We start from the raw sequence: 15794 nt of genomic DNA on the forward strand, positions 1-15794 counted from the left end.
TTGAAGAAGAAAATCCATGCCTCCTGGCATGGGAGAGGTTCGCGAACTCCCTCTATAAGACTTGACCTTTTGCAGGTCATTACAAGTCTTGCGTACACCGTGTATGACGTACGTAAAAAACTAAGGACACTTTTACCGTGCTGTTTTTTAGCAGCGTAAGGAAAGGTGTGTTTTTTGATGGATGCCAGTTCATGAACTTCTCTGTTCTTCCGACACTCTGTGCCTAGGTGCATAGATTGATCTTAAGAAGATGGAGAGGTTTTTTTATGTTGAACGAAGAAAAAGCGGTCGTCGTCTTTAGCGGCGGTCAGGATAGTACCACATGTCTGTTCTGGGCCAAACAGCAATTTGCTGAAGTTGAGGTGGTGACCTTCGATTATGGACAGCGTCATAAGCTGGAGATCGAATGTGCTGCTGCAATTGCACGCGATCTGAATGTACAGCAAACCGTACTGGACATGAGTTTGCTTAACCAGCTCGCACCTAATGCATTGACCCGTACAGATGTGGAAATTACGCACGAAGAAGGCGAGCTGCCTAGCACATTTGTAGATGGCCGCAACCTGCTTTTCCTCAGTTTTGCCGCCATTCTGGCGAAGCAAAAAGGAGCGCGTCATCTGGTCACTGGCGTATGTGAGACAGATTTCAGCGGATATCCGGATTGTCGGGATTCATTTGTTAAATCCATGAATGTGACGCTTAACCTGTCGATGGACTACCCATTTGTCATTCATACTCCGCTGATGTGGCTGGATAAGGCCCAAACGTGGAAGATGGCTGATGACCTCGGTGCCTTCGATTATGTACGCGAGCGGACACTGACCTGCTATAACGGGGTTATTGGAGATGGATGCGGTGAATGCCCTGCATGCAAACTGCGCAAAGCAGGATTGGATCGCTACGTGGAGCAGCGCTCTGCTGGGGCATCTGTAGGAGCAGATGTACGATGAGAGAGCCAGGAACATTCCGCATAGTTGAGCATTTGCAGCGGATTGGGGAGGATATTCTTCCTTCACAGCTGCGTTATCACCGCAAACGTGTGCTGGTCAGCAAAGAGTTTACCTTCGATGCTGCGCACCACCTGCATTGTTATGAAGGCAAGTGCAAGAACTTGCACGGCCATACGTATAGAGTCGTTTTTGGCATCAGCGGTTATCCGGGCGAGACCGGATTGACGGTTGATTTTGGACACATCAAGGATATTTGGAAAACAAAAATTGAAGGATATCTGGATCATCAGTATCTGAATGAGACGCTTCCCCTCATGAATACCACGGCTGAAAATATGGTCATCTGGCTGTTCGAACAAATGGAACACGCGCTTCAGACAGAACCATATGCAGGGCTTACCGAAGGTGGCCGAACCGAATTTGTGCGCCTCTACGAGACACCAACCAGCTACGCCGAGGCTAGACGGGAGTGGATGATCGATGAGTAGTGTGCAAGAAAACGTGAATGCTTCTTCCTCCGTACAAAACAAAGAAGCACGCATCCCGGTCATGGAGATTTTCGGTCCGACCGTTCAAGGCGAGGGCATGGTGATCGGACAGAAAACCATGTTTGTTCGCACCGCTGGCTGCGATTATCGCTGCTCCTGGTGCGATTCTGCATTTACCTGGGACGGCAGTGGCAAGGACCAGATCCAGATGATTACACCAGAGGACGTATGGGCTGAATTGCGCCGTGTAGGTGGTTCGCGATTCTCCCATGTTACCATCTCCGGGGGGAACCCTGCCCTGCTGGCTTCGCTGGGCGGGTTGGTTTCTTTGCTCCGGGAGAACGGCATCCGCACTGCGGTGGAGACGCAGGGCTCCCGCTGGCAGCCTTGGCTGGCTGACATTGACGAAGTCACCGTGTCTCCCAAGCCGCCTAGCTCGGGCATGGACACCAACTGGGACGTGCTGGATGATCTCATTAACCGATTGTCCACAGGCCCTGCAGGACGCAGCCACAGCCTGAAAATTGTCATTTTCGATGAAATAGACTTGGATTATGCCCGCCGCGTGCATGCACGGTATCCGGCTACCGATTTGTTTTTGCAGACCGGAAACCCGGACGTCTCTTCTACCGAGACGCCAGATCTGGCTTCGTCGCTGCTCGCCCGTTATGAGTGGCTGATTGATCAGGTCAGTGCATCAGATGACCTCAACGATGTTCGCGTGCTACCACAGCTGCACACCTTAGTGTGGGGAAACAAACGCGGCGTTTGATCGGCTACATGGACAGCTTGGGTGAAATGGACGGCATGATGTAATTTTTCGGAAACAACCTGGGGCTTCCCATTTAAACTTTGGAATTCGTATCATATACCGGAGAGCTTCGCGCTTGAACGGAACAAGGAGAGTTAACAAATTGACAAGACAACCTGATGAAATGAAAGATGTGACGCTGCTGGGTAACCAGGGCGTGAAATATACGTTCGAGTATGATCCCGGCATTTTGGAAAGCTTTGATAACAAGCATCCGTACCGCGATTATTTTGTAAAATTCAACTGCCCGGAATTCACGAGCCTGTGCCCAATCACGGGTCAGCCCGATTTTGCCACCATTTATATCAGCTATATTCCCGATGTGAAAATGGTAGAGAGCAAATCGCTTAAACTGTACCTGTTCAGCTTCCGCAACCATGGGGATTTCCACGAGGATTGTGTGAATATTATCATGAATGACCTGATCAAGCTGATGGATCCTCGTTATATTGAGGTTTGGGGCAAATTTACGCCGCGCGGCGGCATTTCCATTGATCCGTATACGAACTACGGCAAGCCCGGAACCAAGTATGAACAGATGGCTGAGCACCGCATGATGAATCATGACATGTATCCGGAAACGATTGATAACCGTTAATTTTCCGGCACTTCTGTTCTGATCTGCAGTATATTGAAAATAATAGAACACTTAAAAGCCGAAATCTTCACTCCGAAGAAATTCGGCTTTTATTTGTGTAATCCCACAATCGCTCAAAGGTTCGATCGAACTTATCAAGAGCGGTTAATATATTCTATGGAATGTCAATATTTCACCTGTTCCCCTTGTCGCTTCCAACAATCTATCCTATTATGTAACAATATGCTTAGGCACACTACATTATCAGGCGCTGATCCTTCGTGACCGCGACCAAAGGAGAAAAGTACATGTCCATGCAAACTTCATTATCCAAGGACGCTGCCATGCGTTCGAAAAACCAACCCGGATTGGATGCCCAGAGCACCGTTTACCGGATCTTGATTGCCATCAGTCTGGTTCATTTGTTTAACGACTCAATCCAGTCTGTCATTCCGGCTATTTTTCCAATCCTGAAAGACTCCATGCATCTTACATACACACAGATCGGATGGATATCCTTCGCCATCAACTTTACCGCATCCATTATGCAGCCTGTTGTAGGCTGGTTTGCAGATAAGAAGCCGACGCCTTCGATATTGCCGATCGGCATGGGATTCACGTTCACCGGCATGCTTCTGCTGGCGTTTGCCGACAGTTATATGGCTGTCCTGATTTCCGTTATCTTTGTCGGGCTTGGTTCGGCCGCTTTTCACCCGGAAGGTTCCCGGGTATCCCATATGGCCGCAGGGCCTCGTCGGGGTCTCGCTCAATCTATCTTCCAGGTGGGTGGCAACGCTGGACAGTCTCTTGCTCCGCTCTTGACGAGATGGATCTTCATCCCGTTTGGTTTGTTCGGCGCCATTGGATTCACCGGCATTGCAGCTATGGGGATTGCCGTACAGATCTATATTGCCCGCTGGTACGGCCGCATGCTGCAATCCGGAGGTTATCTTCGCAAACAGGCGGCTGCCCGTCGTGCTCCAAATCCCGCACTTCGCAAAAAGATAGCTGCTGCCATCACGATTCTGATTTTGCTCGTCTTTGTTCGTTCATGGTATGTCGCTTCCATCGGCAGCTTCTATGCGTTTAATCTGAAGGAATTGTTCAGCCTCTCCACAGAGGATGCACAGATCTACATCTTCCTGTTCCTGGCCGCTGGTGCACTCGGCACGTTCTTCGGAGGTCCACTGGCAGATCGCTTCGGCAAACGCAATATGATCTTCCTGTCGATGGCCGGAGCCGCTCCACTGGCGCTGCTGCTGCCATATGCCAATCTGTTCTGGACCGGCGTGCTGCTGTCCATTATCGGATTCATCATGCTATCCAGCTTCTCTGTGACCGTGGTTTATGCTCAAATGCTCATTCCGGGCAAAATCGGAACCGTCTCCGGTCTGATCACCGGATTGGCATTTGGTATGGGAGGACTCGGTGCGCTTGTCCTGGGAAACTGGATCGACGTGTTCGGTGTATCTCCAGTCATGCAGATGTGCAGCTTCCTGCCGCTGATCGGCATATTTACCTTCCTGCTGCCTTCGGATAAGGTACTGAAACGCTGGGCAGATGAAAACGGCAGTGAGGAATAAAAATACACTTACTACACTTCTATAAACCTAAATAAACGCCAAAAAGGGTTCCTGCTTCAATCTGGTATACAGATTGGCGGGAGCCCTTTTATTCATTAATCGTTTATTACTTCAAGCGCTGAAGAATCAGCCTTTTTTTGTATAACATTTTACCTGCTTCGGCAACATCGCTAATCGTATTTTTATTGCTTACCGAACCAAACACCATGCCGGCAATCGGGATAAGCTGGAACAGCTTTTTCCAGCCGAAGGATTCACTATAGGAATTGAAAACCTCACGCCAGCCCTGCATTTGTGAAACGACCTGTACTTGCTTGTCCGGATTGTCATACTCGGCCAGTTCATCGATAATTGCCTTCTTGCCTACAATGTCGGCGGAGGAGAATTGCAGGCACTTCACAATGAATATCCGTTCCTGGGGATCGTCGGGATCATATCCGTAACATAAGGCCATCTCTTGCAGTACCTTCAGGGAAAGCCCCATCACCATCGGGATATCTGCTGCGATCGTTACAATACCGCCAATTCCTGTTGCGGCACCCTGTGCTGCGGCAAATTTGGTTCTGCTCTCCGTAATGTTGTCAGCAACGCGGTCCAACACTTCAAGCGGCAGATTTTCCACACTATGAATTTTGGCAGTCCCTTCTGCTTCGGCATCCTCTTCCAGTCGATAGGTATGGTCTTTCATGGAGTAACCCGATCTCTCCGCTTCTTCCTGAAGAAGCTTGGCTACCTTCTTTTTCTGAACGAGAAATTTGCCGCCATTCTGTACATACTGCCCAACTTCGTTCAGGGCATCGCCAATTTTCTGTTTGATTGCTTTTGGCATGACTTTATCCAGCATCGCAAATGGCAAACGCCCGATTTTATCCCAGATGAATAAATCCTTCTGTTCCTTTTCCCACTTTAAGATCTGCTCAAGCTCCTGATCCAATGTTTCACGTGAATCCATATGTGATCCTCCTGTATATTCGATTAATTCTTCAGCTATGGATTGTATACGTTGAAAAAGGATTCTGGTTACTAATCCGTGTGATTTTGCCTGTATACCTTAGGGGAGACTCCATAGGCCTTTCGGAACTGACGGGTGAAGTAGTTGCTATCGTTAAACCCGCATTCATAGGAGATCTGGGTTATGGTCAGGCCGCTGTGTTTCAACAAGCTGCACGCTCTCTCCAGTCGGAGTGTCAACATATAAGCAATTGGCGTCATCTGATAATAAGAGCGAAAGATCCGATTCAGGTGCCTTACCGAGATACTGGATTTACCTGCAATCTCCTCCAGTGTCAGCGGCTCCAGGTAATGATCTTCCATATAGGATATGGCATTCGCCAAGTGCATCAGATGGTTGCCCTCCATCCCCTTTTCCTGCGTATCATAGTGCCTCGACAGGTAGACGACCAGCTCCGTGAATCGCGAGAGCAGCATCGTCTGATATCCCTGCAGCTGGCCATGATACTCCTCAATCATGACAGCAATCAGCGATTCCACATACTCCAGACTGGGAATGGGAAGCGCCAGCTTGCCAGGATAAGATTGAATATTGCGATAGTATGGTTCCAAGACGAACAGCGCCTGAAACCCGTTCGATTTCTTCAGATCCGGTCCAATGGATGCAAGCATCTCCGGTCTAAACATTATATTGCAGATTTTAAAGTCATGAGGGTCCCTGTAAGCATGAGGTGTGGAGCCGTTAATAACAAAGGCATTGCCCTTTTTGATAAAATACTCCTCCGTATGTACAACATGCGTGGCATTACCGTTCAGCACGATCACAAGCTCCGAAAAATCGACGTGCTGATGCAGTTCGGTATCCTCCTCATGTCCACCGTACTGAATATAAAATGGAAACTGCAAGTCAGATGTAAACCAGTTCAGATACGTGCTGCTCAATCGTTTCTCCTCCACGATTCCGGTTGGATTGATGTCTATATCATGCTACTCCAGGACCGAAAAATCAAGGTTTCCACTGTACTCCCCCGATATAATTCATCATGTAGAGACGGCAGTGGATGACGAATTGAGGAGGTGTATACGATCAGAAACACATGATCATGATTCTGCTCTACGGGCAGTCTGATCTTTTTTTCAGATCATTTTTGCAAACGCATTCAAAAATACAAATACTTCAGGGGGGTAGCATGGTTAAATCGATAAGAAACATTCCCAAATGGTCAGTCGCGCTCACACTCTCATTAAGCTTGCTTGCAGGTTGCAGCAGTGAAGGTGCAACAAATGGCAGCTCCAGTGGTGATGAAACTGCTCCGGTAACCTTCACTTTCTTCGGTGCAGATGCCAATCCGAATTGGAGCAACATGCAGGATGATGTCGGAAAGGAAATTACCAAACAAACAGGTGTAACCCTAAATGCGGAGTTCGCCATGTCGGATCCCTCCCAGCGTTTGGCACTAATCGCAGCAAGCGGAGATTACCCGGATCTGATCAGTCCCAAAGGGGATCTCGACAAATTGATCGATGCCGGGGCCATGCTTGATCTAACCGATCTGATTGAAGAGCATGCGCCCAACCTCAAAAAACTGTTTGGGGATGAAATGAAGCGGCTTCGCTACAGCAACGATGATCCGTCCATCTACGTCATTCCAACATACTCTGCGATTGATGGGGTCAATTTCGTCGCAGGCGGCGGCTTCCAGCTGCAGCATCGAGCCGTGAAGGAAGCTGGATATCCAGAGATCAAAACGTTACAGGATTACGAGAATGTCATCCGCAATTATCTGGAGAAGCATCCTACTGATGAAAATGGCAATCCAAACATCGGCATGACGCTGAATGCGGATGACTGGCACATTCAGATTACTGTAACGAACCAGGCTGCCGAAACGACCGGCAAATCAGGTGACGGTGAATACTACATCGATCCGGAAACCTATGAGGCTTCTTATCATTTCCGCACCGAAGGTGAAAAGGAATATTTCCAGTGGCTGAACCACATGTACAATACCGGTTTGCTCGATAAGGAGTCGTTTGTGCAAAAGAATGACCAGTATCTGTCCAAAGTCGCTTCTGGCCGGGTCATCGGCCTGACCGATGTGGACTGGGGCTATGCTGATGGCGAAAAGGCATTGAAAGCTGCCGGGAAAAATGACCAGACTTACGGACACTATTCCGTCATGTTATCGGATCAATACAAGGATAACCGTTATCAATCAACGGGCTTTATGGCTGGCTGGGGTGTAGGCATCACCGTAGACTGCGAAGATCCGGTCCGGGCGATCAAGTTCCTGGACTACCTTGCTTCAGAAGAAGCCCAGGTACTGAACAATTGGGGGATTGAAGGCAAGCATTATGAAGTCAAGGGTGGCACCCGTGTTGTCCCCGTTGAAGTACAGGAACGTATCGTGAATGATAACATTGCGTTCAGCAGGGAATCCGGTATCGGATTTTACACGAACCTCGGTGCTCATTATGGAGATGGTGTCAAAGACTCTACCGGCAATTATTACACCAAGAACTTCCCGGAGCAGATTGTGGAAAATTATACGGATGCCGATAAGGAAACACTCAAGGCCTATGGTGCCACAACATGGATGGATTTGTTCCCGAATGAAACGGAGTTTCCCTCCAAACCTTGGGGTGCCGTATGGAACATCTCCGTGCCGAGCGAGGACGAGATCAACATCATCTCAAGCAAGGTCAAGGACATCACATGGAAGCAGATCCCACAGGCCATTATGGCCAAACCGGAGGAATTTGAAACCATCTGGAATGACTATCAGCAGATGCTGATTGATGCCGGCGTTGAGCAAATGGAACAGGGATTTACCAAGTACGTCCAGGACCGCGTTAAACTTTGGAATGAATAGGAGTAATACATGATGAAATACAGCAATCCCGTCATACCCGGCTTTTATCCTGATCCGAGTATCTGCCGGGTAGATAAAGATTATTACCTGGTGACCAGCACCTTCGAATATGCTCCAGGAGTGCCCATATTCCACAGCCGAGATCTGGTCCACTGGCGGCAGATTGGCCATGTGCTAACCTCCGACCAACAGATTGTACTGGCAAATGCATGGGTTTCCGGGGGAATCTATGCGCCAACCCTTCGGCATCATGACGGCTGGTTCTATATGATCACGACCAATGTAAGTGCAGGTGGCAACCTGTATGTACGCAGCCGTCAGCCTGAAGGCCCTTGGTCGGAACCCGTTTATGTTGATCAGAAAGGCATTGATCCCTCCCTTTTGTTCGATGAACATGACCGGATATACTTCCAATCTGCCTGTAACGGTGCAGAAGGTGAAGGCATCTATCAGTGCGAGATTGATATCGAGACAGGAGAACGATTAACCGACAGCCGATTAATCTGGAAAGGAACAGGAGGAGCCGCACCTGAGGCACCCCATCTGTACAAAGTAAATGGCATGTATTATCTGATGATTGCTGAAGGTGGCACGGAATATGGTCATATGGTTACCATTGCCCGCAGCAACGATCCCTATGGTCCATATGAAGCATGTCCCGCCAATCCGATCCTGTCCAATCGAAGCATGAAGACCAGCATCCATGCTACAGGGCATGCAGACCTTATCCAGATTCAGGATGGAAGCTGGTGGGCGGTCTGCCTCGGCATTCGTCCTGCTGCCTATCCGCTGCGGCATCATCTGGGACGTGAGACGTTTCTTGCCCCAGTCACATGGACGGAAGATGGATGGCCTATCATCGGCGATAACGGGCATATCGAGCCTGTCATGACTGGACCGCAGCTGCCTGAAACGCCGTGGCCATCGCCAGCAGTTCGGGACCATTTTGACCTGCCCACACTGGGGCCGGGCTGGGTGTTCCTGCGAAACCCGGCTCCCGGCAGCTGGTCACTAACTTCGAATCCGGGCCGCTTGACCTTATGTGGTAACTCCCTCTCCCTTCATGATCAGGGGAATCCCGCATTTGTTGGGCGGCGCTTGAGTCATTTCCAATGCAGCATCGCTGCCAGTCTGGACTACGAGCCGCTGCAGGAAGAAGAAGAGGCCGGATTAACAGTCTTCATGAATGGAAAATATCATTACGATCTGGCGATGAAGCAGATTCATGGAGAGAAGAAAGTTATTTTCCGCCGAACCGTAGGTTCATTACAAACTGAACAGGTTCACGACTGTGGAACAGGCCCCGTCAGATTAAAAATTCAGACAGATCGTAATCAATTCACGTTTTTCCTGCAGCACGACTTGGGGGAGGACATTCTGATCGGATCTGGCGAAACCCATCTGCTCTCCACTGAAGTGGCAGGCGGCTTCACCGGCATCATCATCGCCATGTATGCCCATGCTCCATCTGGAACGGGCACGCCAGCTCAATTCGATTGGTTCGACTATGAGCCGCAAGAGGAAATACAGGACTAACCATTGATAAACTGCATCCAAACACACCAAAAACCCACCGTCCATGTTGATCTGGCCGCGGTGGGTTTTAAGTATCTTCGAGCGATGGAGTTATTTCTTACATTATCAATCTAACGAGGTTCATTCCAAAAACAATGGGTCTTACTTGCCAGAAGGCTGTACTTCAGCGGTATACCTGGCTGGAATATCCGTCTCTGCCGTAACTTCCGTAATAACCATCGGATACATCATGTCCGGATCCGGCTGAACGATGGAATACAGCACGATCGCACGTCCATCCTTCTCCAGTTTGACGTCATCAATCTTCAAACCATAACCAGGATGAGGCATTTCAGCAGTGAGCTTCACTTTGGTTGTTTTGTCATCAACCTTAGTTGTCGTCACTTCAGGTACGATGGCTTGCTGGCCTTCCCCTGGAGTCTCTGGAGCTGGCTCAGCCGAGCCACCATTGCCGTGTCTATCTACAAATTCAAGTGCATTGAAGATCATGCTTGCAGCCTCCATACGGGTAAGCGACTGATCTGGACGGAAGTTGCCGTCCTTATCCAGTTCAATGATGTTCATGTTCAGCAGGTTCTGGACTGCAGATATGGCGTCCTTACCGATTTTATTTTCGTCCTTAACAAAATTATACTTCATAATAACCGGATAATTCCCGGTTGTGTTAATGCCTTCATGAAGCAAAATAACAAATTGCTCACGTGTCATCTTGCCTTGCGGATTCAACTCTACCGGGATGGACAGGCCATTCTGGGTTGCAGCCTGTACAGCATCTGCATACCAGGTATCCGGACTGATTTTATTTTGAGCGGAAGCGGCAGCATATTCATTTTTCAATCCAAATGCCTTCACGATCAATTGAACACCCTGCGGCTCGGACAACGCCTGGTCCGGACGGAACAGATCTGCCGTTACACCACTGACAACCCCTTTGGATTTCAGGGAATCAACAATATTTTTTTGCCCTTCATCGGTTACGTCCGAAAAAGCGAATACAGAAGCACCTCCTGCCGTCAGAGAAACGCAAAGCGCAAGTGTTGCAGCCAATCCTTTTTTATGTTTCATTTCCTGGCACCTCCTAAGTTTAGTAAACCCTATTTTTGACTTCTTCAATCCTACAGACGGGACACCTTCAGAAAATGTTTCAGAGAATTCGACATTAGGGTAATCTTGTGCAAAAAACTACATATACATGTCTGCATGGCCTGCGAATTTTCACTTTCATGCCCTTCTTCCCGGCTTCGTTGACAATGATACGAATTAGCGCAAAAATAAGAAAAGAAGAAATCATTCGTTAACGGATAAATAGCAAACTGGATCGCATAAAGTAAGAGGGCACGACGCGCTAATTATAGGTGTCGGCCCTTTTCTTGCCTCCGTACCTTACCTAACTTTCACCCGAACAAAGGAGAACCCGAGATATGTCCAAGACAGGATTGCTTCGAAGCTATGTCGTCTCCAACTGGCCCGTGTATCTAACTGCCGTTGTGCTGATCATTGCCTCCAATGTCGGTCAGGCCTCTTTGCCCCGTATTCTGGGCAGTTTCACAGACCAGCTCATGCAAAATACGCTTCAAATGAATACGGTCATCCGTTACAGCCTATGGCTTCTGGCCATCGCCATCGCCTACAACCTTCTCTTCGGAACAGGACAGTTCATGATTATGCGGCTTGGACGCCGCTTCGAATTCATGACGCGCGAACGCATTTTCGGCAAGTTTTCCGAATTGAGCGAGCACTACTTTTCCAAGCAGGGAAACGGGAAACTGCTCAGCTATGTCATGAATGACGTTACCTCCGTGCGCGAAGCCATCTCCAACGGGGTGACAATGACGACAAATGCCACATTTCTGCTGATCTCCTGTATCGTCATGATGCTGCTTAGCGGCATTCCAATGAGCCTGATTCTGATCAGTATCATTCCCTTGCTGGCCATACCCTTTTTGGTTGTGTTCTTTGGCCCCCGCATCCGCAAGCGTTCTCGTGATGTACAGGATGCCCTTGCAAGCATGACCGAATCTGCGGAAGAGCAGCTCGGCGGAATTCGCGTGACGAAGACGTTCGCCATTGAAGACAGTGCCCGTGCGCGATTCGGCGCAACTGTAGATGCCATTAAGGAAAAACAATTGCGACTCGTGCGACTCTCTTCCCTGTTTCAAGCACTGCTGCCACTGCTTGGGGCCATCTCGCTCGTTGTTTCTCTGCTAATCGGCGGTATTCTGACGATGCAGAATTCCATTACACTCGGAAGCTTTGTCGCGTTGACGCTATATTTGCGGATTATTATGGGACCGCTTCAGCAGATTGGCAATGTCATTAATACCATGCAGCGATCGGGAGCGTCCCTTGAACGGGTTAACGATCTGCTGACAGAAAAGCCGGATGTCCGGGAAGTCCCCGGGGCTAAAACCCTGAACGCCGTGAACGAGATCGCCATTGAAGACTTGTCCTTCTCCTACCCCGGGAGCTCAGCTTCTGCTCTTAAGCACATCAGTCTGAAGATTGCCGCAGGACAGACCGTAGGCATTGTGGGCAAGACCGGCTCTGGCAAAAGTACCCTGGTCAAACTGCTGCTTCGTACATATGAACCGCCTGAAGGCACGATTCGTATGAATGGCACAGACATTCGGCAGCTGTCGCTGGAAAGTCTTCGTTCCCGCATTGCCTATGTCCCTCAGGATGGTTTCCTGTTCAGCACCACCATTCGAGACAATATCGCTTTCAGTGACCGGGAGGTACCGCTGGACACCGTGGAACGCAGTGCAAGGCAGGCCATGATCTACGACAACATTATTCGCTTCCCGGATCAATTCGACACCCTGCTCGGTGAACGTGGACTAACGTTGTCCGGCGGTCAGCGTCAGCGAACCAGCCTGGCTCGGGGATTGATCAAGAAGGCTCAGATCCTTATTCTCGACGACAGCATGAGCGCCGTTGATGCGGTAACGGAAAGTGGCATTCTGCGCAGCCTGAAGGAAATTGGCAAAGGCAAAACAACCCTGATTATCTCCCATCGCATCAGCGCCGTCCGTCATGCGGATGAAATTATTGTGCTGGATGAGGGACACATCGCTGAACAAGGCACGCACTCGCAATTGATGGCCGCTGAGGGCCTGTACGCCGCGACCTATCGTTTGCAGGAGGAGGGATTGCATCATGAAGGATCATAAGACTGGCGCCAAAGCGAGCACCGAACCTCAGGTCTCATCCGGGAACCATGCGGGTTCGGGCACAGAGAGAGAACTCAGCAAGCGTTCATCGTTTAAAGCGATGATGAGCTACGCCAGACCTCATCGATTTGCTTTTTTGGGCATCTTTTTATGCTCCTTGCTTGGGATCTCTGCCGACCTGCTCCAGCCATATCTGGTCAAAATCGCTATAGATGACCATCTGGCGATCGGCCAGACCAGCGTAGGATTTCTTATTAAACTGGCTGCCGTCTATCTGGCACTGGCTGTAATCAGCTTTATTTTTACCTATATACAAAACAACCTGCTGCAGCATGTCGGTCAGAACATCGTCTCCCGCATTCGCAAAGATCTCTTCCGGCACATCTCCAAAATGTCCATGTCCTTCTTCGACCGCTTTCATATCGGGAGTCTGGTCACGAATGTGTCCAGCGATACGGAGACGATCAGCAGTTTCTTCACCCAGGTTCTGCTCAGTCTGATTCGGGATGGCATGATGCTGGTGCTTATTATCTTCTTCATGTTTCAGCTGGATCCAGTGCTCGCAGGTTACTCGCTGATTGTACTGCCCGTTATCGCCATTGTGGCGATCCTGTTTCGCAGCAAGCTGCGCCAGGCCTATCAAAATGCCCGTACCCGTCTCTCCCGCCTGATTGCTTTTACGGCGGAGAACCTATCCGGCATGTTTCTCATTCAGGCTTTTCACCAGGAAGAGGAACAGAAGAAACGCTTCACAGAGCAAAACAAGTTACACTTGAAGGCCAACATTACCCAGGCCCGTTCCAATGTCATCTTCAACCGGACGTTTGACATTCTGGGCAATGCCGCCCTGGTGATGATGGTATGGCTTGGCGGACGCGCCGTGCTGGGTGAATCGCTGCAGGTCGGTGTACTTTATGCATTTATCAGCTACATCCGCCAGTTCTTCCAGCCGATCAACCAGATTACGATGCAATGGAATACGTTCCAGTCCACTACCGTGTCCATGGATCGGATCTGGAACATTCTGAATACCAAACCCGAGGTCGCAGATCCAAAAGCAGAGACCACTTCTTCACTGGACCCCCGGGACGTGATGGGACAAATTGATTTTAACGATGTGTCATTCGGCTACCGGGCAGACCGCCCACTCATTCAGCATCTGAATCTGCATCTCTATCCAGGCGAAATGGTCGGCATTGTGGGTACAACGGGAGCTGGCAAAAGCACACTGATCTCCCTGCTCAATCGGTTCTACGATGTCAATGAGGGCAGTATTGAAATCGACGGCACGGATATCAGGCAGCTGCCTCAGGCCAAGCTGCACCGTATTGTGGGGCTTATCCAGCAGGAGCCTTTTCTATTCTCAGGCTCCATTATTGACAATGTCCGCATGTTTCGGGAGGATATTACGAGAGAACAGGCAATCGAAGCGTGCCGTTTTGTCGGGGCACACGCCATGATCTCACGACTGCCGCAGGGATACGATACCCGCCTATCGGAACGCGGTAGCGGTCTGTCTGCCGGGGAACGTCAGTTAATTTCTTTTGCCCGCATTGTCGTATTCCAGCCCCGTATACTCATTCTTGATGAGGCAACCGCCAATTTGGATTCCCATACCGAGCAGCTGGTGCAGCAGGCACTGGAAACGGTATCTCATGGTCGAACCACGATTGTCATTGCACATCGCCTGTCTACCGTTATGCACGCAGACCGGATTCTGGTCATGGAGCATGGCGAGATTGTCGAGGAAGGCTCGCATCAGCATCTGATCGAAGCCGAAGGCATCTACGCCGATCTGTATGCCCATGCACGAGAGACCGGTGGTGACACGGCAATTCCTGGGTAATGAATGCCAATCTGTGCCGCCTGCGCTGCAGTGCGGCATGATTTGTGTTCGGGGCAGATGATGATAAGGATGAGTTCTTGGTTATGCGTGTTATTTACCGCGAAAACGGGTTGTATACCATATAGGAGAATATATACCTATCTTGAAGGAGTGCAGATGTAATGAAAATTCAATTGATTCGTCATGCCACCCTGTGGCTTGAATATGCCGGTCTGAATATTCTGGTTGATCCGATGTTGATGGATCCTGAAGAGATGCCTGCTTTTCCCAACACCCCTAATGATCTACGTAATCCGAGAGCTGCCTTGCCGGAAACAGAGACCGAGTACACCAATCCGGACTTGGTGATTGTTACCCATACCCACATCGATCACTGGGATGCAGTTGCAGCGGAACGGCTCCGCAAGGACGTGCCTTTGCTGTGTCAGCCTGGTGATGAGAATATATTTATCAAAGCCGGTTTTACGAGCGTTCATCCGGTGGATGAGAAATATGAGTTCCATTCCGTGCGTTTTGCACGAACTTCAGGCCAGCATGGCACGGGAGAAATCGCGAAGCGGATGGGCAAGGTGTCCGGTTTTGTGCTTGAGGCTGATGCCGAACCCGTATCGTATATTGCCGGGGACACGATCTGGTGCGAAGAACCGGCCGAGGCCATAGAGCGATACCAACCGGAAGTGATCGTTGTGAACGCGGGGGGTGCCCGTTTTACCCAGGGTGATCCAATCACCATGGACGGACCGGATGTAGCTGCAGTGAAACGGCATGCACCGGATGCACATGTCATCGCCGTTCATATGGATGCTATTAACCATTGCATGATGTCCCGCACGGATCTGGCCAGTTATCTGGCTTCCGAACATTTAGACGGGCAGGTTCTCATTCCTCGGGATGGCGAAAGTTTCGTATTTGATTCAAAATCGGAGCTGGTGTAAGAAGCGTTAATGTGAATAGTAAGAAAAGGATGTTCCCGTCACGAAATGACGGAAACATCCTTTTCTATATGGAA

General features: G+C 49.7%; 13 protein-coding genes. 10 read left to right on the forward strand and 3 right to left on the reverse strand.

Features of this window, described 5'->3' with window-relative positions; translation table 11 throughout:
• Positions 1 to 269 precede the first annotated feature (269 nt).
• The 5 genes from queC to CHH60_RS19950 all read left to right on the forward strand — a co-directional run bounded on the left by queC (position 270) and on the right by CHH60_RS19950 (position 4409).
• Positions 270 to 950 (forward strand): 7-cyano-7-deazaguanine synthase QueC, encoded by a 681-nt coding sequence (gene queC / locus CHH60_RS19930; protein WP_095360861.1) that lies wholly within the window; start codon positions 270 to 272, stop codon positions 948 to 950.
• Positions 947 to 1438: a 6-carboxytetrahydropterin synthase QueD gene (queD, locus tag CHH60_RS19935; RefSeq protein WP_095360769.1), complete on the forward strand. Its 492-nt coding sequence runs from the start codon at positions 947 to 949 to the stop codon at positions 1436 to 1438. The genes queC and queD overlap by 4 nt, the downstream gene beginning before the upstream one ends.
• On the forward strand, positions 1431 to 2210 hold the full coding sequence (gene queE, locus CHH60_RS19940; protein WP_095360770.1) for a 7-carboxy-7-deazaguanine synthase QueE: 780 nt from the start codon (positions 1431 to 1433) through the stop codon (positions 2208 to 2210). The genes queD and queE overlap by 8 nt, the downstream gene beginning before the upstream one ends.
• A 163-nt stretch (positions 2211 to 2373) precedes the next feature.
• Complete coding sequence (gene queF, locus CHH60_RS19945) at positions 2374 to 2847, forward strand: preQ(1) synthase (protein WP_095289120.1); 474 nt, start codon at positions 2374 to 2376, stop codon at positions 2845 to 2847.
• A 287-nt stretch (positions 2848 to 3134) separates the two neighbouring features.
• Complete coding sequence (locus tag CHH60_RS19950; RefSeq protein WP_095360771.1) at positions 3135 to 4409, forward strand: MFS transporter; 1275 nt, start codon at positions 3135 to 3137, stop codon at positions 4407 to 4409.
• A gap of 106 nt (positions 4410 to 4515) precedes the next feature.
• Here CHH60_RS19950 and CHH60_RS19955 read toward each other — a convergent pair whose 3' ends face one another.
• Positions 4516 to 5361: an EcsC family protein gene (locus CHH60_RS19955; protein WP_095360772.1), complete on the reverse strand. Its 846-nt coding sequence runs from the start codon at positions 5359 to 5361 to the stop codon at positions 4516 to 4518.
• A gap of 71 nt (positions 5362 to 5432) precedes the next feature.
• The gene (locus CHH60_RS19960; protein ID WP_095360773.1) at positions 5433 to 6302 is read right to left on the reverse strand and encodes a helix-turn-helix domain-containing protein; all 870 of its coding nucleotides are present in this window, start codon (positions 6300 to 6302) and stop codon (positions 5433 to 5435) included.
• Positions 6303 to 6550: 248 nt separating this feature from the next.
• Between CHH60_RS19960 and CHH60_RS19965 the strand changes: the two genes are divergently transcribed.
• Complete coding sequence (locus CHH60_RS19965) at positions 6551 to 8233, forward strand: ABC transporter substrate-binding protein (RefSeq protein WP_095360774.1); 1683 nt, start codon at positions 6551 to 6553, stop codon at positions 8231 to 8233.
• A gap of 12 nt (positions 8234 to 8245) precedes the next feature.
• A complete protein-coding gene (locus tag CHH60_RS19970; protein ID WP_095360775.1) occupies positions 8246 to 9769 on the forward strand; it encodes a glycoside hydrolase family 43 protein in 1524 nt (507 codons plus the stop codon).
• A 141-nt stretch (positions 9770 to 9910) separates the two neighbouring features.
• Here the strand turns inward: CHH60_RS19970 and CHH60_RS19975 are convergent, their stop codons facing one another.
• Positions 9911 to 10834 (reverse strand): S-layer homology domain-containing protein, encoded by a 924-nt coding sequence (locus tag CHH60_RS19975; protein ID WP_095360776.1) that lies wholly within the window; start codon positions 10832 to 10834, stop codon positions 9911 to 9913.
• 356 nt (positions 10835 to 11190) lie between these two features.
• Between CHH60_RS19975 and CHH60_RS19980 the strand changes: the two genes are divergently transcribed.
• From CHH60_RS19980 to CHH60_RS19990, 3 genes are all read left to right on the forward strand, one after another.
• A complete protein-coding gene (locus tag CHH60_RS19980; RefSeq protein ID WP_095360777.1) occupies positions 11191 to 12939 on the forward strand; it encodes an ABC transporter ATP-binding protein in 1749 nt (582 codons plus the stop codon).
• A complete protein-coding gene (locus CHH60_RS19985) occupies positions 12926 to 14785 on the forward strand; it encodes an ABC transporter ATP-binding protein (protein ID WP_441339403.1) in 1860 nt (619 codons plus the stop codon). Before CHH60_RS19980 ends, CHH60_RS19985 begins: the two co-directional genes overlap by 14 nt.
• Positions 14786 to 14946: 161 nt before the next feature.
• Positions 14947 to 15720, forward strand: a complete 774-nt coding sequence (locus tag CHH60_RS19990; protein ID WP_095360778.1) for an MBL fold metallo-hydrolase — start codon at positions 14947 to 14949, stop codon at positions 15718 to 15720.
• Positions 15721 to 15794 lie beyond the last annotated feature (74 nt).

It is taken from the genome of Paenibacillus sp. 7523-1, assembly GCF_002276415.1.
Lineage (GTDB): Bacteria > Bacillota > Bacilli > Paenibacillales > Paenibacillaceae > Paenibacillus > Paenibacillus illinoisensis_A.